Consider the following 19460-nt stretch of genomic DNA (forward strand, 5'->3'; position numbering starts at 1 on the left):
CGGTGACTGCCATCACTGATCACACCGAACACGAACGTGAGCGCGAGCCGAGAGAGCCGAGAGAGCCGAGCGGTGCTGAGTCGGTCGCCGTAGACACCCGTGACGGCTCTGAAGGCGTCTGGGACGACGGGCTGATCGCGCGGCGTGGCGGTGGCGGCATGCGCGGTGGTGGCGGCGTGCGCGGTGGTGACGCTCAAGGGGCGGGAGGCGGCGCTGACGCGTTTGCCCCGGGGGAGACTCCGTCCGGGGCACCGTCCAGTACGCCATCCGGTTCTCCCTCCGGCACCGGCACCGGCACCCCGCCCGGCATCTCGACCGCGTACGAAGGGCCCCTGCGCGCCCGGCTCGACGCCCTGCGTGAACTCGTCGGGCTCTCCCGCACCCGGCTCGACAGCGCCACGCTCGCCGAGGCGGGCCGGGTCCTCGACGAGGCCGCGGCCCGGCGCAGGCTCTCCGGACGGCACACCGTCGTCGCCATCGCGGGCGCCACGGGGAGCGGCAAGTCGACGCTGTTCAACGCCCTGGCCGGGGTGACGATCTCGGAGACCGGCGTCCGCCGGCCGACCACGGCGGCCCCCATCGGCTGCAGCTGGACCGACGGCGCCGCGGGGCTCCTGGACCGGCTCGGCATCCCGGGGCGGCTGCGCAGGCGCCCGCTCCAGGGCCCGGACACGAGCACGCTGGAGGGGCTCGTCCTGATCGACCTGCCCGACCACGACTCGGCGGTCGGCGAGCACCGCGCGCACGTGGACCGGATCCTCACGCTCGTCGACGCGGTCATCTGGGTCGTCGACCCCGAGAAGTACGCCGACGCGATGCTGCACGAGCGCTATCTGCGGCCCATGGCGGGCCACGCCGAGGTCACGTTCGTCGTGCTCAACCAGGTGGACCGGCTCCCGGGCGACGCCGCCGACCAGGTGCTCGACGACCTGCGGCGGCTGCTCGACGAGGACGGTATCGCCCTCGGCGAGCACGGCGAACCCGGTGCCACCGTGCTTGCCCTCTCCGCGCTCACCGGCGACGGAGTCGGCGAACTTCGCGAGTCACTCGGTCAATTCACCAAGGAGCGGGGCGCAGCGGCCCGACGGGTCTCGGCCGACCTGGACGCCGCCGCCGACCGGCTGTGGCCCGTGTACGCGGCCGGGGCGAACGGAGGCCGGGGCGGGGCGCGGATCGGGCTCAGCGAAGAGGCACGCGAGGAGTTCGCCGACCGGCTCGCGGACGCCGTGGGCGCTGCGGCGGCCGGGCAGGCCGCTGAGCGTGCCTGGCGACGCCACGCGGGCAAGGCGTGCGGGACTCCCTGGCTACGGCTGTGGCGTTGGTACGAGGCCCAGCGCTCGCCGCAAAGTCTCGGCTGGCCCGTGTCGCAGGTACCGGCCGACGAGGAGGCCACGGCTCGCCAGCGCGTCGAGCACGCGGTGCGCACGGTGGCCGACGAGGCTGCTTCCGGGCTGCCCCAGCCCTGGGGGCAGGCCGTGCGGGAGGCTGCGGTGCGTGGTGCGGAGGGTCTGCCGGAGGCGCTCGATCAGCTGACGGTGACGGCCGGGGTACCGGAGGGAAAGCCGCCGCGACCCGGGTGGTGGCCGGTGGCGGTGCTCGCCCAGGCGGCGATGACGTTGCTGCAAGTCGTGGGCGGGCTGTGGTTGGTGGCACAGATCATCGGGGTCGCCGTACCGAACCTGGGTGTGCCGGTGCTGTTGATGCTGGCCGGGATCGTGGGCGGCCCTTGCGTGGAGTGGGGGAGCCGGATGGCGGCACGGGGTCCTGCGAGACGCTACGGCCTGGACGCGGAACGGCGGCTGCGGGAGGCGGCTGCCGGGTGCGGACGGGCGAGGGTCCTGGATCCGGTGGCGGCGGAGCTGCTGCGTTACCGGGAGGTTCGGGAGCAGTACGTGCGGGTGACGGGGGCGTCGGTGGGCTGAATGGGACCGGTCGCCCCCTCCGATTGGGTGTCCGATTGGGTGGGGGAGTTTTCCACAACCGCCCGGTAGACCACAGGGCTCAGCGAGATCTTGCCGACCGGTCCACTCTGAGATCGAAGCCGCGGGACTGAAGCCGCGGAACCGACCGCCGAGGCGGCGGAAGCGGAGTGGATGGGGGAGGGGTTCGGCATGAACGAGACCTTGGTGACGGTGGTGGGGAACGTCGCGACGACGCCGGTGTTCAGGGAGCTGGCATCCGGGCCGGTGGCGCGGTTCCGGCTCGCGGTGACCGCGCGGTACTACGACGCCGTGCAGAACGTCTGGACGGACGGGCACACCAATTTCTTCACGGTGTGGGCGAAGCGATCGCTCGGATCGAATGTGCAGGGCTCTTTGACCATCGGTGAACCGGTGATCGTGCAGGGGAGGTTGAAGGTGCGCGACGAGGAGCGGGGCGGCCAGCACTGGACGTCGGCGGACATCGACGCGATCACCGTGGGCCACGATCTCTCGCGCGGTACGGCGGCGTTCCGGCGCGTGTTCAAGGCGAACGCGGCACTGACGGAACCAGCGACGGCGCGCGAGCAGGAGCCCGAGCCGGTCCCTGAGCCGATGCCCGAGCCAGTGGGGTGACCAGTGGGGTTGACCAGTGAGTGATGGGCCATCAGGGTGTGGCGACCGATGTGCGGCTTATCGGCGAATGGGTGCCGTTGATTTGTCGATAAGCCCAGTTCGGAAAGGTTGTTGGCGATAACGATTCCGAGTCGGATCGGTTATCGAACGGTCGTACTGGGGACCGTGGTCTGCCGCTTCCCTAGGATGCCGAACGTAGCTAGCGGGGCAGTTGGTAGTGGATGCCACGCAGGTGGCAGGTGATTCTGCCCCTTTTCGATCTGCTGGCGGGATCACCCCCCTCGAAGTGAACGGGTCCCGTCCGGAGGGGAATTCTGTGTCTTTTGCGCGTTCTGTGTTCTCTGCGTTCTCTGCTCTCTCCGGGGGGCGTGCGTGCTCTGCGCCGTCCCGGCGGAGACGGGGCGCCGCGCGCCTCGCCGCGGTGACGCTGGCAACCGGGGCCGTCGCTGCGGGCGCGATAGCCACCGCGGTTCCCGCCGCGGCGGAAGAGGTTCCTCAGCACCGGGGCGGAGCCGTCGCGACGCTGGGCGGGCTCCAGACCTACGACCAGGCAGTCATCCGTGACAACGGGTCGAGCCAGCAGGTGCCCGCCGGACTCTTCGAGATGTCCGTGGACGGCGGCGGCACCCTGCAGACGTACTGCATCGACATCCTCAACCCCACGCAGAAGGACGCGAAGTACCAGGAGACCCCCTGGAGCGGCACCTCGCTGAACGGCAACAAGGACGCGAGCAGGATCGGCTGGATCCTGCAGAACTCCTACCCTCAGGTGAACGACCTCGCCGCGCTGGCCCACAAGGCGGGCGCGCGAGCGCTCACCGAGCAGACGGCGGCAGCCGGCACGCAGGTGGCGATCTGGCGGTACTCGGACGGCGCCGACGTGGAGGCGGCCGACCCGCAGGCCGAGAAGCTCGCGGACTACCTCTACAAGAGCGCCCGCGGCGCGGCGGAGCCCAAGGCCTCGCTGACGCTCGACCCGCCCGCGGTCTCAGGGCGCGCGGGGGAGCGGCTCGGTCCGGTCACCGTGCGGACGGACGCGGACACCGTGTCCGTGACCCCGCCCGCCGACTCGGCGGCGAGCGGAGTGAAGGTCGTAGGCAAGGACGGCAAGCCCGTCACCACCGCGGCCAACGGCAGCCAGCTGTTCTTCGATGTCCCCGAGGACGCTGCGGACGGCTCGGCGACACTCGCCGTACAGGCGTCGACCACGGTGCCGGTCGGCCGGGCCTTCGCCTCCGAGACCCGGAGCCAGACGCAGATCCTCGCGGGCTCCAGCGAGTCCATGGTCTCCGCGACGGCGAGCGCCACCTGGGCCAAGAAGGGCGCGATACCGGCGCTCTCAGCAGAGAAGAACTGCGCCAAGAGCGGCGTGGACATCACGGCGAGCAACAAGGGCGACGAGCCGTTCACCTTCAGCCTCATGGGCCTCAAGCACACGATCGAGGCCGACGAGTCGCGAACGGTGACGATCCCGCTGCAGGAGGACCAGGCCTACGACTTCACGATCAACGGGCCGAACGGTTTCCAGAAGCGGTTCAAGGGCGTGCTCGACTGCAAGACCGAGGGCAGCACGATCGGCAACAAGACAGAGCCCGTCGCCGCCCCCAGCCCCGCATCAGCAGGCGGCACCGGAACCAGCGGCGGCGACCTCGCGGAAACGGGCGGCTCCAGCGCGACGCCGATGATCGCCGGAATAGCGGTCGTCATGGTCGTGGTCGGAGCGGCGGCAATGTTCTTCCTCCGCAAGAAGAAGGACCCGACGCCTACGGCGGAGACGCCGATCGAGGACTGAGCCGGGAGGCACGCCGAGAAGCGAACCGGAGCGCGCCCGCACGGTAGTTGTGCCACTGCCGTGCGGCGGTCCGGCGGCTTGAGTGTCGACCGCCCAGACCATTCGTGGCGCCTTCACGACTCCTCCGGACGCCCCCGTCGGCGAGCTGCTGCGCGTATGGCCTCTGTGTACGGAGCATCAAGGGCGCGCGTCTCGGTATCAAGATCACTGAAGGGAACCAGCGCCTTGTGTGCGCTGTCTGCCGACTGCATCCAGGCGGACCAGGCATTGTGGACATCTTCATTGCTGACCTGCTCCCCCTTGGCCAGCAGCAGCACGGCGTAAATGCGGAACAGATCGTCCGAGTCCGCGGGAGGCTCAGCGTCAGAGGGGAGGCAGGACCGGATCAGGTCGGCGAGGGGGTCGAGGTAGGTCATGCAGCCAGTGTGCCCACGAACAAGATCAGATGGGCCACCGTAAACACCAGTGGGACGACGCGCTCGGAGGTGCCCAACTCGGCGTAGCGCTTGCGCCAACCCGCAATCGGATCCCTTTTCAGTGCGTCCCACTCGTCAGCGAAGACCCTTACCGGTAGGTGCTCCTCCAGCTTGTTGATGACCTGGAACTTGGCGGTATTGAGGTCTCGGTAGCTACGGAGTTGCATCCACCAGGTGGCCGACAGAGTGGTGCCGGCCAGGGCTACGGCCAACGACACCCACCAGGGGGACTCGGCGAGCTTGGGTGTGCCGAATCCGACCAGGGTGACGAGTGCGGACTGCACTGATAGGAAAAAAGCGTTCGCAGCCCCCCGGCGCGCGGAGATGCGATCGGCCATCTCCACGGCAAGTTTGTAGAGCTCGAGTACCTCTGGCGACTGGTTCGGTCCGGGGGGCGGGGTCACCGTTCCCCACAGACGAGACGCTCGGCGTTCTTCGCCTGCCCGATCAGGAAGTCCTTCAGAGGTCTCTCGTAGTCGAAGCTGACGAACACGCGCTTCGGCATGACGCTCCTTACTTCGAGTTGAGGTGTGCTTGCCTGAGTCAAGACCACTATTACGCAACTAAGGTTGCAGAGCAGCTGAGTTGGCGCCTAACTTCGTGTTTCACCAGCAGTGATGGGCTGTGGTTGATGTATGCCTCTAGGGCCTGCTGGATGTGACGCTGGGGGCGCGTTGGACCGCGACGGCCTCATCGATGTGGGCATGCAAAGGGCGGAGCCGCGATGTTCGGCCCGGTGGCGTCCGATCCGACCGTCTCCCGTCGACCGACACCTTCGGTACGACGGGCACGTGGCCAGGTGGGTAGGTGGTCCGTTCCGTATGGTTTCGGGGACTGCGGTGGGGAGATAAGCAGCGAGTGCCTTCTGTCCCTCACGTCGTCACGTGGATAGCTGTTGCTGCTGCGTTGATCCAGACGACCACAGCAGTTATCCACATCCGTAAAGGCGAGGCAGCGAGTGGGTCCAGCTCGCGTACCTCAGTGACGAACGCACTAGCTAAGCGCGGTCTGTTCATCTCAGTGTTCGTCGGAATGTGGGTAGCGGCGGTCAGCTACACGCGGGAACGAAGGCAATTAGGGGAACTGTCCTACTCTGTTTTCCGCGACGAGCTGGAAAACTCCAAATTCCTGGCGTACGCGCTTGCCCTTGGTGACGTGGCGAGCCATTCGATCATCGCTATTCTGGCATGTGCGACGCTTGTTGCCGCCATCAGAAGCTTAGTCGTTGGGCGCCTGAACAGGCCACAGATTCTCATTCACATCGTGACGATAGGCGCCACGGTCACGGCAGGTGTGTCGGTTGCCATCACTGATATCTACTTCAAGGATCCCTTCATTCCCTTGCGGATCCCCTGGCAATTGATCGCTCTCGGTATCCTCGTTGGCCTTAGGAAGGACGTTGGTGATCCGGTAGAGGGATCGAGTGATCGCAGCAGTCAGTTCGACTCCACAATCGATCCCGAAACGGAAGTGTTGAATGTGGGATACGTTGGCAGATGGATAAATCAAAAACCTGGCCGGGGGCGTGCATTGACCGTTCTGGCGTGGGCAATGGGCGCCCTGGGGTTATTGATAGTATTCAGTGGCAACGCGCTGTACAAGGGCTTTTTATCAGAGGCAGATGGCGCCGTGCTGCGTATCCCCTTGTGGATGCGCCTGGTGATCGTGGGTGCGATATTGCTGTTTGGGGCCCTGCTCTTCGGTGGCAGCAGCGTTCTGTTGAAACGGGGAAGGCAGCACCGCCACCGGATCATCCCCTCATTCGAGGAGCTCACTGGAGAGCGTTATCTACTCTACCTGCGGCCATTCGCTCTTGATCCGGTAATGGCCTTGCCGCCTGCCGAGGCCCCGGGAGGGCTCTTCCGCTCGCCATTCGAGCTTCCGGGGTTGACGCAGGAGGAATTCATCGTGCGTCAGTTTCAAGGGCTCGGCCGTATCGTTGCGATCGGGCAACCCGGCGAGCGTCTGCCGGAAATCGGGGCGCAGCGTGGCTATCTGCCCGTTGACGACTGGCAGGAAACGGTGAGTCGGCTGCTCCAGGGCGCACACGCAACGATCATGACAGCAGCCCCCGGCCCCGGGACGGTATGGGAATTCACAGAGGCTCTACGGACTGTCGCACCTACCCGGCTGCTATTACTCGTACATGGAGAAACGGACTACGACGCCTTCCGGGAAGCTGCCGCACGGGAGTACGCTACGCGTGCGTCCATCGAATCAGCTGATGCCGAGTGGCCGCCACTGCCGCAATTACCAGGCATCCTGCCGCCCGTTCTGAATGGCAAGGGGCTCCCTTGGGATTTCCCCCTCAAGGGAATCCTTTCCTTCGACTGTCACTGGCGTCCACAGTTCACGCGATTCCCGCCGACCGTGCCGCGAGTGAGGCACGTCTGGACCATTCGAAGACTGGTTCGGCGCGAACTGAAACCAGTTCTGGACCCAGTTTCTAGGTTGCCCCCACTGTCACCTCTCGCGTAGCAGTGGCGATTTGATTCTTCCGGGGCTGCAGGCATGAGTAGTTTCCCCGCCCCGCCGCCTGCTCCGTATTTGTTGCAGTGGAGAAGCTCAACCGATGCCGTCGACACCAACGGTTGTGTTCGGCCCGGTCTCCCAGGACTCATGCGCACAGCGGGGCAAGACTTCGCACCGGTTCACCGCGACCCTCAAGTGCAAGAGCGCCGTCTAGCCGCTTGGCCCTCAGCAGCCCATTGGCCCTAGCGCAAGGAGTCCAGGTCGGCTTTCATGCGGGCGCGGAGTGCCCTTCGTGCCTCGTTGAAGGCCTCCTCGACCGGCTGCAATTCCGCATCGCCGTCGCGCGCTCCCTCGATGACGGCGTTCCTGTATTCGGTCAAGCGCTTGATGGCCTGGTGCGACAGCACACCTATCTCCGGCGGCCCCACCAAGGAGACCCGATGGCGGACGGGATAGACCTCGAAGTCCCGGAGGGAGTCCCGCGCCATGGCGACGCGCTCGTCTCTCGGCAGCTCATGCCACCGGCTCGCATGCCATATCTGCTCGCGAGCAGAGAGAAGCGCGGCGAGGTAGTCGGCGTACAGAGCTGTGCGCCGGTCTCTCTCGTGCCGTTGCTCCTCACGCTTCCAGCGGCTTCGCTCCACGGTCCAGCCGGAAGCAACGGCGATGCCTCCGCCGATCAGTGCACTCACGGGAGCAGCCCATTCCACCCGGTGACCGTATCCACCGCAGCAGCAGTTGTAGAGGGATCCCGTCAGGCCGTCCCTGGGCCGCCCCTGGGCCGTGCGAGGTTGCTCAGCAACGACCAATGGTGACAGTCAGTGGCAGGTCAACTACCCAATCAGGTGGTGAACGTCCAGGTCACGGGCCCCCGGCCATACTGGTTTCCCCCGGTAGCTAGCCGTCAGGCAAGATGGGGTGTATCTGCCCACTCACTGATTGCCGGACGGTTTCTCTTGGCTGAGTACATCTACACCATGCGCAAGACGCGCAAGGCGCACGGCGACAAGGTGATTCTTGATGACGTCACCCTGAGCTTCCTGCCTGGCGCCAAGATCGGTGTCGTGGGCCCCAACGGCGCCGGTAAGTCCACGGTGCTGAAGATCATGGCCGGGCTGGAGCAGCCGTCCAACGGTGACGCGTTCCTCGCGCCCGGGTACAGCGTCGGCATCCTCATGCAGGAGCCGCAGCTCGACGAGACGAAGACCGTTCTGGAGAACGTCCAGGACGGCGCCGCCGAGATCATGGGCAAGCTCAAGCGCTTCAACGAGGTCGCCGAGCTCATGGCGACCGACTACTCCGACGCGCTCATGGACGAGATGGGCAAGCTCCAGGAGGACCTGGACCACTCCAACGCGTGGGACCTCGACGCCCAGCTCGAGCAGGCCATGGACGCCCTCGGCTGCCCGCCCGGCGACTGGCCCGTCACCACCCTCTCCGGTGGCGAGAAGCGCCGCGTCGCGCTCTGCAAGCTCCTCATCGAGGCGCCCGACCTGCTCCTCCTCGACGAGCCCACCAACCACCTCGACGCCGAGTCCGTGAACTGGCTTGAGCAGCACCTCGCGCAGTACGCGGGCTGCGTCATCGCCGTCACCCACGACCGGTACTTCCTGGACAACGTCGCCCAGTGGATCCTCGAGCTCGACCGTGGGCGTGCCATCGCCTACGAGGGCAACTACTCCACCTACCTGGAGAAGAAGCAGACCCGCCTCAAGGTCGAGGGTCGCAAGGACGAGAAGCGTGCCAAGCGGCTCAAGGAAGAGCTCGAGTGGGTGCGGTCCAACGCCAAGGGGCGTCAGGCCAAGTCCAAGGCTCGCCTTGCCCGTTACGAGGAAATGGCCGCCGAGGCCGACAAGATGCGGAAGCTGGACTTCGAGGAGATCCAGATTCCGCCGGGCCCGCGGCTCGGTTCGATCGTCGTCGAGGTCGAGAATCTCTCGAAGGCCTTCGGCGACAAGGTGCTCATCGATGACCTGAGCTTCACGCTGCCGCGCAACGGCATCGTCGGCATCATCGGTCCGAACGGCGCGGGCAAGACCACGCTGTTCAAGATGCTCCAGGGCCTGGAGACGCCGGACTCCGGCGCGATCAAGGTCGGCGACACGGTCAAGATCAGTTACGTCGACCAGAGCCGTGCCAACATCGATCCGAAGAAGACGTTGTGGGCCGTCGTGAGTGACGAGCTCGACTACATCAATGTCGGGCAGGTCGAGATGCCCTCGCGGGCCTATGTGAGCGCGTTCGGGTTCAAGGGGCCCGACCAGCAGAAGCCTGCCGGTGTGCTCTCCGGTGGTGAGCGCAACCGCCTCAACCTGGCGCTGACCCTCAAGGAGGGCGGCAACCTGCTCCTTCTTGACGAACCGACGAACGACCTCGACGTCGAGACCCTCTCCTCGCTCGAGAACGCGCTCCTGGAGTTCCCGGGTGCGGCCGTCGTGATTTCCCACGACCGGTGGTTCCTGGACAGGGTCGCCACGCACATCCTTGCCTACGAGGGCAACTCCAGCTGGTACTGGTTCGAGGGCAACTTCGAGTCGTACGAGAAGAACAAGATCGAGCGCCTCGGTGCCGACGCGGCCCGTCCGCACCGCGCCACCTACAAGAAGCTCACCCGAGGCTGAGACTGACATGAGTCGCCATATCTACAGTTGCCCCCTCCGGTGGTCGGACATGGATGCCTTCGGGCACGTCAACAACGTCGTCTTCCTGCGGTACTTGGAAGAGGCGCGGATCGACTTCATGTTCCGCCTCGCACCGGGGGACGGCAGCCCGTCGTTCTCGGGCGGGTCCGTCGTGGCCCGCCATGAGATCGACTACGTACGGCCGTTGGTCCATCGGCACTCGCCGGTGACCATCGAGTCGTGGGTGACGAAGATAAGCGCTGCCTCGCTCACCATCTCGTACGAGGTCAAGGATCCCGAGCAGGTGTACGTGCGGGCCACGACGGTCGTCGTCCCGTTCAACCTGGAGGCGCAGCGCCCGCGGCGGATCACCGCCGACGAGAAGGCCATGCTCCTGACGTACATGGACGACGACGGCGATGTCGCCGGAAGCCCGGAGGCGCTCGTCGCATGACGGCGCAGCTGCACTTCGCCGACGCCGGGGAGGCGGGGGATCTCGCCGCCTTCCTGGCCCGGCTCATCCACTACGACAAGGCCGCCGCGGTCCGGTTGCAGGCGGCGGGCGACACGCTCGCCGTGTTCGGCCGACCGCCGTCCTTCGAAGTGCTCGCCATCCGTACGGCCCGGCTCGCGAAGCCGTACGAGCACGGGCTCGACTCCTCCCTCGACGTCACCGTCTCCGCCGGTGAACTCCTCGAATCCGTGGGGGAGTCGGTCGAGTCCGCGGAGGTGACGGGTGTGGCCTCTGTGCCGCAGGCCGTCACCGGGCCGCCCTGGGCCGGGATCCTGCCGCCGCGCGGCGGCTGGCAGCCGTCGGAGCGAGGGCTTCCGTCGGTGGATGCTCTGCGAGCGCTTGTGGCGGCCGGCGTCGCCGAATTCAAGTCCCGCGTAGAGGAGTTGCCGCAGGAGCAGCGGGTCCGGGCTGAGCTTGACCGCGTGGGGCGGGAAATCTGGTCCCGGACCATTGGGGACACGGGTCTGCCCGTACGGGCCGCCCATGCTGCGCAGGCCCTGGGGTTCTTGCGAGGGGACTCGTTCGACCTGCTGTCCTCCGGGGCGTGGCTGCGGCTGCGTACGGACTATGGGTCCATTGCCGTGCGTCGGGCCGGAGTTGGCGGGCTCTCCGTTACACCGGCCTAGTCGGCTGACTTACCGGTTTGCGGCAGCTCTTCAGATGTCGAGGGTCAGCCGGGGCGATCGCGCCCGGGACACGCACGCGTACATCCTGCCCTCGGGGGCGCCGATGTCGTCCCGGTGCTCCGGTACGCCGTCCAGGACGGTGAGTTCGCAACTGCCGCACACGCCTTCGCGGCAGCCGGACGGGAGGGGGAGTCCTGCGTGGGCGAGGGCGTCCAGGAGTGACTCTTCGGGCGGTACGGCGACGGTCTTCCCTGATCGGGTGCAGACCGCCTCGAACGCCGTGTCGGAGCCGAACGTTCTGGCCACCGGCTGGAACCGCTCCGCGTGCAGCCGCTCGGCGGGGAACGCCGCCTCGGCCGCCGCCAGCATGGCCGCTGGGCCGCAGCAGTAGACGAGGGTGCCGGCATCCAGTGTCGCCGCGAGGGCGGCGAGGTCCGGCCTGCTCTGACCTCTGGTCCTGGTTTCCGCGATGCGTACCCGATCGCCGTACGAGCTGCGCAGTTCGTCGGCGAACGGCATGCTGTCCGCCGACTGCCCCACGTACAGCAGTTTCGCCGGGAGTCCCGCGGACGCCACCGCGCGCAGCATCGGCAGCAAGGGCGTGATGCCGATCCCGCCCGCGAGGAACAGGTAGCTCGGTGCGGGGACGAGCGGAAAGTGGTTGCGGGGCAGGGAGACGTCGAGGGTGCGGCCCGGGCGCAGGAAACGGTGGACGTACTCCGAGCCGCCCCGGCTGAGGGGGTCGTACCGAACGGCGACGCGGTAGGCGTCGCGGTCGGCGGGGTTTCCGCACAACGAGTACTGCCTGGTCAGCCAGTTGGGCAGGGACAGGTCGATGTGGGCGCCGGGGGCCCAGGGCGCGAGATCCCCGGCGGAGGCGGAGGCGGTGCGCAGGGTGAGGGTTACGACGTCCTCGGCGACCCGGTCGATGCGGTCGACGACCGTCTGTTGCGTCACTGTCTGCCGCGTCGCTGTCTGTTGCTTCGCTGTCTGTTGCATCGGTGGTTCCCCTGTCGGACTGTGATGTCTGGTCAGTAGAGCTTTCGGTAGCCGTCCTCCAGGGACTGTTCGAGCAGCCTCGGGTCCACGTCGACGCCGAACTGCGCGGCCGCGATCTCACCGAACGAGGGCATCCCCTCGGCGAGCGCCTGGCTTGCGGGGTCCCACAGCCGGGAGCGGATCAGCGCCCGCCCGCAGTGGAAGTACGCCTCGGCCACCTCGATGACGATCGCAAGATCCGGCTGCTTGGCCTCCGTGCGCATCCTGACCAGCACATCGGGTTCGTCGGTGACGTAGCCGCTGCCGTTGACGCGCAGGACCTCGCGTATGCCGGGGACGAAGAAGCACAGGCCGACGCCGTCGTTCTCGGCGAGGTTGCGGAAGGAGTCGGCGATCTTGTTGCCGGGGCGGTCGGGGAGGGCGATGGTCTGCTCGTCGAGGACCTTCACGAAGCCCGGGTAGTCGCCGCGGGGCGAGCAGTCGGCGCGTCCGGCCGCGTCCGCCGTGGCCATCGTCAGGAACGGCGAGTGGGCGATGAAGTAGCGGAAGTAGTCGTCGATGCGGTCCTTCAGCTTCGCTTTGACCATCGCGTCCGGCTGTCCGAGCCGTGCCATCACCTCCTGCGGGGAGACCCTGCGAGGGCGCGTGGGGGCGGTGACGGGGACGGTGGTGGGGGCGGTGGGGGCATGCGTCATGGCGCCTTCCTTAAGACTTGTCAGACTCATCGCCGCAGTTCATGGCACTATTGTGAGCAATTACTCAGGTCGTGCGCTACTCGCTTTTACGGCCCGTCGCGGGAGGTGTCATGACGGCTGATCGCCGTGGACTTCAGCCACGTAAACAGCCCCGTCAGGTCCGGGCCGAGCTGACCCGGCAGCGCGTCCTCGACGCCGCTGCTCGCGTTTTCGCCGAGTACGGGTATGCGGCGGGGACCACCAACCGGATCGCGGAGCGGGCCCGGGTCTCGATCGGTTCGCTGTATCAGTACTACCCGAACAAGGACGCGATCCTGGTCGAGTTGCTGACCCGGCATCTCGACGCAGGGATGGCCGCGGCCCCGCTGGACCAGGACGAACTGCTGCCGGAGTCCATCGAGGGCATCATGCGCTTCTATGTGCGCGGCGCGATCGAGAACCACCGCGAGGACCCGCAGTTGCTCCGCGTGATGATGGAACAAGGGCCCCGCGCGCCGGAGTTGCTCGAGCGGATCGCGGACAGCGAGCGGAGACGGATCGCCTACACCCGCGAGCTGCTACGGAACCATCCGGAGGTGCGGGTCGCGGACGTCGACATCGCCGCCCGGCTCGTCGTCTCCACGGTGGAGATGGTGGTGCACAGGGTGATGGCCGGGTCCGGACACGTGTCTGAATCCGGGCCCGGGGCCGGTCAGGTCGACATCGCGCGGTTCGAGGACGAACTCGTCACCATGCTCACCCGCTATCTGAGCCCACCCTCACTCTGAGCCCACCCGCTATCTGACGGCCGACCCGGCCTGATAACCCGGCCCCCTGTGCGTCAGCCCTCGGAGTTCACCATGGACGCCGCCGCATACGTCATGTAGTTCCACAGCGTCCGCTCATGCTCCTCGGAGAGCTTCAGCTCCTCGACGGCGGCCCGCATGTGCTTCAGCCAGGCGTCGTGCGCGGCCCTGTCGACCGTGAACGGGGCGTGGCGCATGCGCAGCCTGGGGTGGCCGCGGTTGTCGCTGTACGTGCGGGGGCCGCCCCAGTACTGCATGAGGAACAGCGCGAGGCGCTCCTCGGCGGGGCCCAGATCCTCCTCCGGGTACATCGGTCGCAGCAGCGGGTCCTCCGCGACCCCCTGGTAGAAGTGGTGCACCAGGCGCCTGAAGGTCTCCTCGCCGCCGACCTGTTCGTAGAAGGTCTGCTCCTGAAGCGTGCCGCGCGGGATCTCTATCACACGGTCCATGGTCTCAGACGGGGCGACCGAGGACGGAAGACTTAGGACCGATCTCCTCCGGATCGGTACGTCCTGCCGCTCGCATCGCGGGCAATACCGCAGCACAGTGGCTCTATGGGACCCACAGTCGACCCCCTTCTCGCCGCCGAGGCCGGATCCGCTCTGGTCCGCGAGATCGAGGCCAGCGGTGCCTGGACGCGGGACCCGGAGCTGCGTGCGGCGTTCGAACAGGTTCCGCGGCACCTGTTCGTGCCGTACTACTACGTCACCTCGCCGGTCGGCGGCTACGAACGTCTCTGGGGCCAGGACCCCGATCCCGTGCGCCGGGCACGCTGGCTGCAAGGGGCCTACGCGGACGCCCCGCTCGCCACCCGCGTACGCGACGGAGAGCTGATCTCGTCCAGCAGCCAGCCCTCCCTGATGGCGAAGATGCTGGACGAGCTCGATCTGCGCGACGGGGACTGCGACGTCCTGGAGATCGGCGCGGGCACCGGTTACAACGCCGCCCTGCTCGCCCACCGGCTCGGCGACGAGCACGTCACCACCGTCGACCTGGACCCGGAGATCACCGAGTCCGCGCGGCGCCATCTCACGGCCGCCGGCTACCACCCGGCCGTCGTCACCGGCGACGGCGCCGCGGGGTGCGCCGAGCACGCCCCGTACGACCGGATCATCGCGACCTGCACCCTGAACTCCGTGCCGCGCCCCTGGCTGGCCCAGAGCCGCCCCGGTGCCCGCATCCTGGCCCCGCTGGCCACCGGCCTGATCGCGCTCACGGTGCGGGACGCCGAGCACGCCGAGGGCCGCTTCCTGCACACCCCCGCGTACTTCGTGCCGCTGCGGGGCGGCAGCGGAAGAGCCCCGCACGGGCAGCACCTCGGGGGGCTGCCGCGCGGGGCTCTGCAGAACCAGCTCTTCCGCTTCTTGCTCGAACTGACCGAAGGCAGTCTCGACCCCTATGAAGCCCTCGCCCTGTGGGAGCGCGAGGGGCGGCCGGTGCGCGAGCGCTTCGGGATCACCGCCAGCGGACCGCACGAGTGGGCCTGGCTGGACGACCCCGAAGGGCCGTATGCCTGGCCACTCGCCTGAACCCGCGTCGAGCTCGAGCGATCCATCCTCACGATCCTCAGCTGTGCCGGATCGTGATCGTCGTCCAGGCGCCCACGTGCACCCGGTCGCCGTCCTGGAGCGGCACGGGGACGAACGGCTGGATGGGCTCCTCGCCGTTGTTGACCGTGGTGCCGTTCGTCGAGTTCTGGTCGACGACCGCCCAGGTGCCGTCCGGCTGCTGGACCAGGACCGCGTGCTGGTGCGATACGCCCGGGTCCTCCGGCGGCACCGACAGGTCGATGTCCGGGGTGTCGCCGGTGGAGTGCCTGCGGCGGCCGATGGTGATCTGGTTGCCGGCCAGCGGGCGCTGCTGTTCGGGCGAGTACGCGGGCAGGTTCAGGCCCGACGCCTCGGGACCGCTGCGGTGCATCATCGCCATGAAGTACTCACGGTCGGGACCGATCGTCGCCGACCAGGAGACCGTGCCGGTGCCGGGACCAGGCACGGCCTGGAAGCCGGGAGGGCCCTGCGGTGCCTGCGTCTGCTGCGGCGGCTGGCCCGGCTGCGGCTGCCGGACCCACTCGCCCTGCTCGGGAGCCTGCGGAGCGCCACCCGGAGCGCCAGGCCCCGGAGCGGCCGACGAGGGCGGCGAAATCACCCAGTCGTCGTCACCGCCACCGAAGGACGGGCCGCCAGGACCGGGCTGACCCGGGCCAGGCTGCTGCGGAGTCCCCGTCTCCTGCGGGAACGCGGGCGGCGCCTGCTGCTGGAAGCCTTGCGGCGGCCCCGACTGCTCACCACCGCTGTACGGCGGCGGCACCTGCCCGGGCGGGTTGCCATTGCCGTACGGCGAAGGCGGCGGAGGCGCCTGACCGGAAGACGGGCTGCCGTTGCCGAACGGCGGGATCGGCTCGGCGGGCCGGTTCATCTGCGAGGGCCGCGAGCCCTGGTACCCGAACGGGTCCTGGCCCGGCTGCGTGCCGGGGGGCTGCTGGGACTGCTGGGGCTGCTGGAACTGCTGTGCCGGGTTCGACACGGGCGGGTGCGGGGCGGCCGGGGTGTACGAGGTCGCCGTGTTCGTCAGGAAGTTCCAGCGGCACTCCTCGCAGAACGGCGCGTTCGCCTCACGGGGCGTGCGGCACTGCGGGCAGAGCTGCGGCTCGGCGGGCTGGTCCGGCACGGCCGACAGGTGCGGGCGGCCGGGGGCCTGCTGGGGGTAGCCGTATCCGGCGTCCTGGCCGGGGCCGGAACCGGGGCTGGGCGGCGGATAGCCGTACCCAGGGTTCTGGCCGGGTCCGGGCGGCGGCGGATAGCCGTATCCGGGAGCGGCCGGTGGCGGCGGCGGGGGCGGCGGTACGGCACCGGCCATGCGGTGACCGCAGACCTCGCACCAGTCGTCGGAACCCGACTGGTGTCCGTTCGGGCAGGTCGGCATGTCGGCGCTTCCCCCTCTCCTTCTCCGGCCCTGGGGCCGTACGTGCTGCTGTGGACCCACTCACTGTGCACCCACTCGCTGTGGAGCCACTGAATGAGTGAATGAGTACCGATGAGTATGCGCGGTGCTTGCTACTTCTGCATGCTGCTACTTCTTCACGCGAACAGTCTTCGTGGACCGCGTCTCGAGTGTCATCTCGTCGGCCTCGGCGACCCTCGCCTTCAATCGAACAGTACCCGCCACGGCATCGACCACGTCGACCACCTTCGAAAGCAGCTTCGCGGTGTCCTCGTTGCCCGAGGCGCTCGCGAGCTGAACGGCACGGCCCAGTTTGGCCGTCGCTCCGTCCATATCTCCCGACTTGCGCGCATCGAGGCCCTGTTGGATCACTTGTGCCAGTTCCGCCTGGCCGGTGTAGTGCGCCACCTGCGGATTGATCGACGTGGAAGCGGACATGTCATCCGTCCACACGGCCCGCACCAGGCCCTGCGAGAGCGTCTGGGCACTGCCGTCCGGCTGCGGCACGATCAGTGAGACGCGGGCCGCGAGCATCTCCTGGCCGAGCTCGGCGTTCGGCACCTCGACACAGATGTGGTAGTCGCGGGATTCGTCACCCCAGGACCCGGTGGGGTAGTCGCCCGCGCGCGGTCCGGCCTCCGTCCGACGCCCCGTCAACTCCTCTACCGTGGGCGCCACTTGCTTGACGAACTTGATCTCCGCGCCCATCGGCGTCCACACCCGCAGGCTGACGTCGGCGACCTCCTTGCCCATCGCCGCCTCCATCATCTGCGTGAAGTCGGCGGACAGTCCCGCGGGGTCGGCGACGATGTCGGCGGTGCCGAGAAGGGCGGAGGCGATGCCGGTGACCTCCTTGACCTCCCAGTCGGTGCCGACACCGCGGGCGTCGCAGGTGAAGCGGCCCGCGCAGGCGTCGAGGGAGGCCTGGAGGTCCTCGGGCGACTCGTGTTCGTTGCGGCCGTCCGTCAGGACGATTCCGTGCCGGATGGAGACATCGGCCGAGGAGAGCAGCCGGTCCGCCAGGCGCAGCCAGGTGCCGATCGCCGTGCCGCCGCCCGCGCTGAGCTTGCGCAGGGCCTGCTTGGCCTGCCCCCGGGTCTGAGCGTCGGCGACGGCGAGACGGCCGTTGCCCGGGTAGACCTCTTTGGCTACATGGGTGCCGCCGATCACCGCGAAGTGGACTCCGTCACGTACGGCGTCGATCGCGGCGGACGTGGCGTCGCGGGCGCCGCGCATCTTCGTCGGCGGGTAGTCCATCGATCCCGAACAGTCGACCATGATCGCCACGGCCGCGTCCGGGGTCTGCCCCGCCGAGTAGAGGTGCGGAGCGCTCACCGCGGACCCCACCGTGCCACCGCCGGTCGAGGTGACCGTGGCGATGGCGTTGACCTCGCGGCCGCCCTCCGGGAGGTACTCGTTCTGGTACACGTCGACCGAGAACTGCGGCACGTTCGATTTCGAGAAGTTGGCCATGGAATTCTGCTCCCCCTAAATGTTCCCACCGGCTTCCCCAAGCCGGTGGGTGACAAGTACGCGTGTTCGACCCCGTCGCGGGGGCCCTTCACTAGGCGGATCCTGCCCCTTGCGGCACGACACGGAACGGCAGAATCGCCACTGTTACGTTGTCGTGGCCCCCGCCGTCCAGTGCGTGGCCGACCAGAACCTGGGCGCTGTGCAGCGGGCGCACGGCGGAATCGACCGGCACGGCCCGCGCCATTTCCTCCACCGCTTCCGCGTAGTTCCAGAGCCCGTCCGTGCATACCACCACTACACCCGCGCGGTCCGGCTTGAAGGAAGCGGTGTGCGGCTCCAGTTCGTACGCGTCGGCGCCGAGCCAGCCCGTGATGGCGTGCGCGCGTTCGTCGGCGTACGCCTCCGCCTCGTTCATCAGGCCCGCGGCCACCATCTGAGCGGCCCACGAGTCGTCCTCGGTGAGCCGGACGGTGGGGCCGCTGCGGTCGTCGGGGACCCAGTAGGCACGGCTGTCGCCGACCCAGCCGACGACCAGGAGGCCACCGGCGATGATCGAGCCGACGAGGGTGCACGCGGGGGCGTTCTGGTGCGGGGAGTGCTCCCTGGCCTGAGTGGGCTCCGCGGCAAGGGCGTTGACGGCGTCGGCCGCCGAGAGGATCGCGTCGTGCATGGCCTGCTGCGGGTGCGTACCGCGCGGCAGGGCGTCCAGGAGCGACTCGTTGGCCGCGCGTGACGCGGCGAGCGACGCCTCGTCGGGGCGGGTCGCGGACGAGACACCGTCGCAGACGATCGCGACGACGGCGGGGGAACCGTCCGGCAGTGCGGCCGACGAGATCGCGAACGCGTCCTCGTTGCGGTGGTGGCGCAGGCCACGGTCGCTGACCGCGGCGACCGCGTCGAGCTCCTGCTCCATGTGGTCGCGCTCGCGGGGCTGGGCGTGCCCGCAGTTCTCGCAGTAGCCGTCGGGGTCGACGCGGCCCGAACGGCACGCCACGCAGAGCTTGGTGCCCGCGGGCGGGGTGGGCTCGGACAGGACCGTCCGGGGATCTGCGGCGGGCTCGGCAGACCCGGCCTCCGGCGCGGCGCCGGGCGCGGGCAGCGGGTACTCGTCCGGCTCGGAGGGCGCCCCGACGGACTGCGCGACGGACTGCTCGGCGGGCCGCTCGAAGGGGGCGTCCGTCCGTACGTCCCGTGCGCCCCGCGCGTTCGGCGAGAGCTCGCCGCCCGACGACTCCGTGACCGGCAGGTCGGTGGGCAGGTGCGCGGGCACCGGCACGTCGGAGCTGTCCACGTCCGGGGCGATGGGCCACTGCGACGACGCGTCGGACCGCGGCGCGGGCGACGAGCCGTTCATCGCGACGGTGGGGCGGTCGTCCGACCCGGCCGGCTGCACCGACAGGTCGAACCCGCACGCGCCGCAGAACAGGTCACCCGATTCCAGCGGCTCCTGGCAGCCGGGGCACGTGGAACCTGCTGCCCCGGCAGTCTGCTGGTGAATCTGCGACATCT

Annotated in this window: 18 protein-coding genes; 9 read left to right on the forward strand and 9 right to left on the reverse strand. The window is 68.4% G+C overall.

All coding sequences use genetic code 11. The features are described 5' to 3' along the window. Nucleotides 1–2: 2 nt before the first annotated feature. The 3 genes from ACWFRJ_RS07885 (at nucleotide 3) to ACWFRJ_RS07895 (ending at nucleotide 4347) form a co-directional block, all read left to right on the forward strand. On the forward strand, nucleotides 3–1922 hold the full coding sequence (locus tag ACWFRJ_RS07885) for a GTPase (RefSeq protein ID WP_453525507.1): 1920 nt from the start codon (nucleotides 3–5) through the stop codon (nucleotides 1920–1922). Between the two features lie 189 nt (nucleotides 1923–2111). Next, nucleotides 2112–2555 (forward strand): single-stranded DNA-binding protein, encoded by a 444-nt coding sequence (locus ACWFRJ_RS07890; protein WP_453525510.1) that lies wholly within the window; start codon nucleotides 2112–2114, stop codon nucleotides 2553–2555. 334 nt (nucleotides 2556–2889) lie between these two features. After that, nucleotides 2890–4347: an LAETG motif-containing sortase-dependent surface protein gene (locus tag ACWFRJ_RS07895; RefSeq protein ID WP_453525513.1), complete on the forward strand. Its 1458-nt coding sequence runs from the start codon at nucleotides 2890–2892 to the stop codon at nucleotides 4345–4347. A 113-nt stretch (nucleotides 4348–4460) separates the two neighbouring features. On the opposite strand, the gene ACWFRJ_RS07900 is transcribed toward ACWFRJ_RS07895, so the two are convergent. Both ACWFRJ_RS07900 and ACWFRJ_RS07905 read right to left on the reverse strand, forming a co-directional pair. After that, nucleotides 4461–4763 carry a DUF7701 domain-containing protein gene (locus tag ACWFRJ_RS07900; RefSeq protein ID WP_453525516.1) on the reverse strand — a complete coding sequence of 101 codons (303 nt, stop codon included), beginning with the start codon at nucleotides 4761–4763 and terminating at the stop codon, nucleotides 4461–4463. Continuing rightward, complete coding sequence (locus tag ACWFRJ_RS07905) at nucleotides 4760–5227, reverse strand: RipA family octameric membrane protein (RefSeq protein ID WP_453525519.1); 468 nt, start codon at nucleotides 5225–5227, stop codon at nucleotides 4760–4762. Before ACWFRJ_RS07905 ends, ACWFRJ_RS07900 begins: the two co-directional genes overlap by 4 nt. A 577-nt stretch (nucleotides 5228–5804) precedes the next feature. On the opposite strand from ACWFRJ_RS07905, the gene ACWFRJ_RS07910 reads away from it, so the two are divergent. Then, a complete protein-coding gene (locus ACWFRJ_RS07910; protein WP_453525522.1) occupies nucleotides 5805–7301 on the forward strand; it encodes a hypothetical protein in 1497 nt (498 codons plus the stop codon). A 236-nt stretch (nucleotides 7302–7537) separates the two neighbouring features. Here the strand turns inward: ACWFRJ_RS07910 and ACWFRJ_RS07915 are convergent, their stop codons facing one another. Beyond that, nucleotides 7538–7987, reverse strand: coding sequence for a hypothetical protein (locus tag ACWFRJ_RS07915; protein WP_453525525.1), 450 nt, complete (start codon nucleotides 7985–7987; stop codon nucleotides 7538–7540). A gap of 264 nt (nucleotides 7988–8251) precedes the next feature. On the opposite strand from ACWFRJ_RS07915, the gene ettA reads away from it, so the two are divergent. The 3 genes from ettA to ACWFRJ_RS07930 are packed head-to-tail and all read left to right on the forward strand — an operon-like array spanning nucleotide 8252 to nucleotide 11056. Then, the gene (gene ettA, locus ACWFRJ_RS07920; protein ID WP_453525527.1) at nucleotides 8252–9916 is read left to right on the forward strand and encodes an energy-dependent translational throttle protein EttA; all 1665 of its coding nucleotides are present in this window, start codon (nucleotides 8252–8254) and stop codon (nucleotides 9914–9916) included. Nucleotides 9917–9923: 7 nt separating this feature from the next. After that, complete coding sequence (locus ACWFRJ_RS07925) at nucleotides 9924–10370, forward strand: acyl-CoA thioesterase (RefSeq protein ID WP_453525530.1); 447 nt, start codon at nucleotides 9924–9926, stop codon at nucleotides 10368–10370. Beyond that, nucleotides 10367–11056, forward strand: a complete 690-nt coding sequence (locus tag ACWFRJ_RS07930) for a hypothetical protein (RefSeq protein ID WP_453525533.1) — start codon at nucleotides 10367–10369, stop codon at nucleotides 11054–11056. The genes ACWFRJ_RS07925 and ACWFRJ_RS07930 overlap by 4 nt, the downstream gene beginning before the upstream one ends. 30 nt (nucleotides 11057–11086) lie before the next feature. Here the strand turns inward: ACWFRJ_RS07930 and ACWFRJ_RS07935 are convergent, their stop codons facing one another. Continuing rightward, on the reverse strand, nucleotides 11087–12055 hold the full coding sequence (locus ACWFRJ_RS07935) for a PDR/VanB family oxidoreductase (protein ID WP_453525536.1): 969 nt from the start codon (nucleotides 12053–12055) through the stop codon (nucleotides 11087–11089). 32 nt (nucleotides 12056–12087) lie between these two features. Further along, nucleotides 12088–12750, reverse strand: a complete 663-nt coding sequence (locus ACWFRJ_RS07940) for an MSMEG_1061 family FMN-dependent PPOX-type flavoprotein (protein ID WP_453525539.1) — start codon at nucleotides 12748–12750, stop codon at nucleotides 12088–12090. A 110-nt stretch (nucleotides 12751–12860) separates the two neighbouring features. On the opposite strand from ACWFRJ_RS07940, the gene ACWFRJ_RS07945 reads away from it, so the two are divergent. Then, a complete protein-coding gene (locus ACWFRJ_RS07945; RefSeq protein WP_453525541.1) occupies nucleotides 12861–13517 on the forward strand; it encodes a TetR/AcrR family transcriptional regulator in 657 nt (218 codons plus the stop codon). 53 nt (nucleotides 13518–13570) lie between these two features. Here the strand turns inward: ACWFRJ_RS07945 and ACWFRJ_RS07950 are convergent, their stop codons facing one another. Further along, nucleotides 13571–13984 carry a globin gene (locus ACWFRJ_RS07950; protein WP_453525544.1) on the reverse strand — a complete coding sequence of 138 codons (414 nt, stop codon included), beginning with the start codon at nucleotides 13982–13984 and terminating at the stop codon, nucleotides 13571–13573. A 105-nt stretch (nucleotides 13985–14089) separates the two neighbouring features. Here ACWFRJ_RS07950 and ACWFRJ_RS07955 point away from each other — a divergent pair, with 105 nt between their 5' ends. After that, nucleotides 14090–15064, forward strand: a complete 975-nt coding sequence (locus ACWFRJ_RS07955; RefSeq protein ID WP_453525547.1) for a methyltransferase domain-containing protein — start codon at nucleotides 14090–14092, stop codon at nucleotides 15062–15064. Nucleotides 15065–15101: 37 nt separating this feature from the next. On the opposite strand, the gene ACWFRJ_RS07960 is transcribed toward ACWFRJ_RS07955, so the two are convergent. From ACWFRJ_RS07960 to ACWFRJ_RS07970, 3 genes are all read right to left on the reverse strand, one after another. Then, nucleotides 15102–16460 carry an FHA domain-containing protein gene (locus tag ACWFRJ_RS07960; RefSeq protein WP_453525549.1) on the reverse strand — a complete coding sequence of 453 codons (1359 nt, stop codon included), beginning with the start codon at nucleotides 16458–16460 and terminating at the stop codon, nucleotides 15102–15104. Nucleotides 16461–16607: 147 nt separating this feature from the next. Beyond that, a complete protein-coding gene (locus ACWFRJ_RS07965; RefSeq protein ID WP_453525551.1) occupies nucleotides 16608–17951 on the reverse strand; it encodes a VWA domain-containing protein in 1344 nt (447 codons plus the stop codon). A 91-nt stretch (nucleotides 17952–18042) separates the two neighbouring features. Next, nucleotides 18043–19458, reverse strand: a complete 1416-nt coding sequence (locus tag ACWFRJ_RS07970; RefSeq protein WP_453525554.1) for a protein phosphatase 2C domain-containing protein — start codon at nucleotides 19456–19458, stop codon at nucleotides 18043–18045. Nucleotides 19459–19460 lie beyond the last annotated feature (2 nt).

Source organism: Streptomyces sp. NPDC055239, assembly GCF_053606205.1.

What these genes read in the sequence shown, in the direction of transcription:
- ACWFRJ_RS07900 (WP_453525516.1), bottom strand. Translation starts at nt 4,763, where the DNA reads ATGACCTACCTCGACCCCCTCGCCGACCTGATCCGGTCCTGCCTCCCC.
- ACWFRJ_RS07965 (WP_453525551.1), bottom strand. Translation starts at nt 17,951, where the DNA reads ATGGCCAACTTCTCGAAATCGAACGTGCCGCAGTTCTCGGTCGACGTG.
- ACWFRJ_RS07925 (WP_453525530.1), top strand. Translation starts at nt 9,924, where the DNA reads ATGAGTCGCCATATCTACAGTTGCCCCCTCCGGTGGTCGGACATGGAT.
- ACWFRJ_RS07945 (WP_453525541.1), top strand. Translation starts at nt 12,861, where the DNA reads ATGACGGCTGATCGCCGTGGACTTCAGCCACGTAAACAGCCCCGTCAG.
- ACWFRJ_RS07935 (WP_453525536.1), bottom strand. Translation starts at nt 12,055, where the DNA reads ATGCAACAGACAGCGAAGCAACAGACAGCGACGCGGCAGACAGTGACG.
- ACWFRJ_RS07955 (WP_453525547.1), top strand. Translation starts at nt 14,090, where the DNA reads ATGGGACCCACAGTCGACCCCCTTCTCGCCGCCGAGGCCGGATCCGCT.
- ACWFRJ_RS07970 (WP_453525554.1), bottom strand. Translation starts at nt 19,458, where the DNA reads ATGTCGCAGATTCACCAGCAGACTGCCGGGGCAGCAGGTTCCACGTGC.
- ACWFRJ_RS07950 (WP_453525544.1), bottom strand. Translation starts at nt 13,984, where the DNA reads ATGGACCGTGTGATAGAGATCCCGCGCGGCACGCTTCAGGAGCAGACC.
- ACWFRJ_RS07930 (WP_453525533.1), top strand. Translation starts at nt 10,367, where the DNA reads ATGACGGCGCAGCTGCACTTCGCCGACGCCGGGGAGGCGGGGGATCTC.
- ACWFRJ_RS07890 (WP_453525510.1), top strand. Translation starts at nt 2,112, where the DNA reads ATGAACGAGACCTTGGTGACGGTGGTGGGGAACGTCGCGACGACGCCG.
- ACWFRJ_RS07940 (WP_453525539.1), bottom strand. Translation starts at nt 12,750, where the DNA reads ATGACGCATGCCCCCACCGCCCCCACCACCGTCCCCGTCACCGCCCCC.
- ACWFRJ_RS07960 (WP_453525549.1), bottom strand. Translation starts at nt 16,460, where the DNA reads ATGCCGACCTGCCCGAACGGACACCAGTCGGGTTCCGACGACTGGTGC.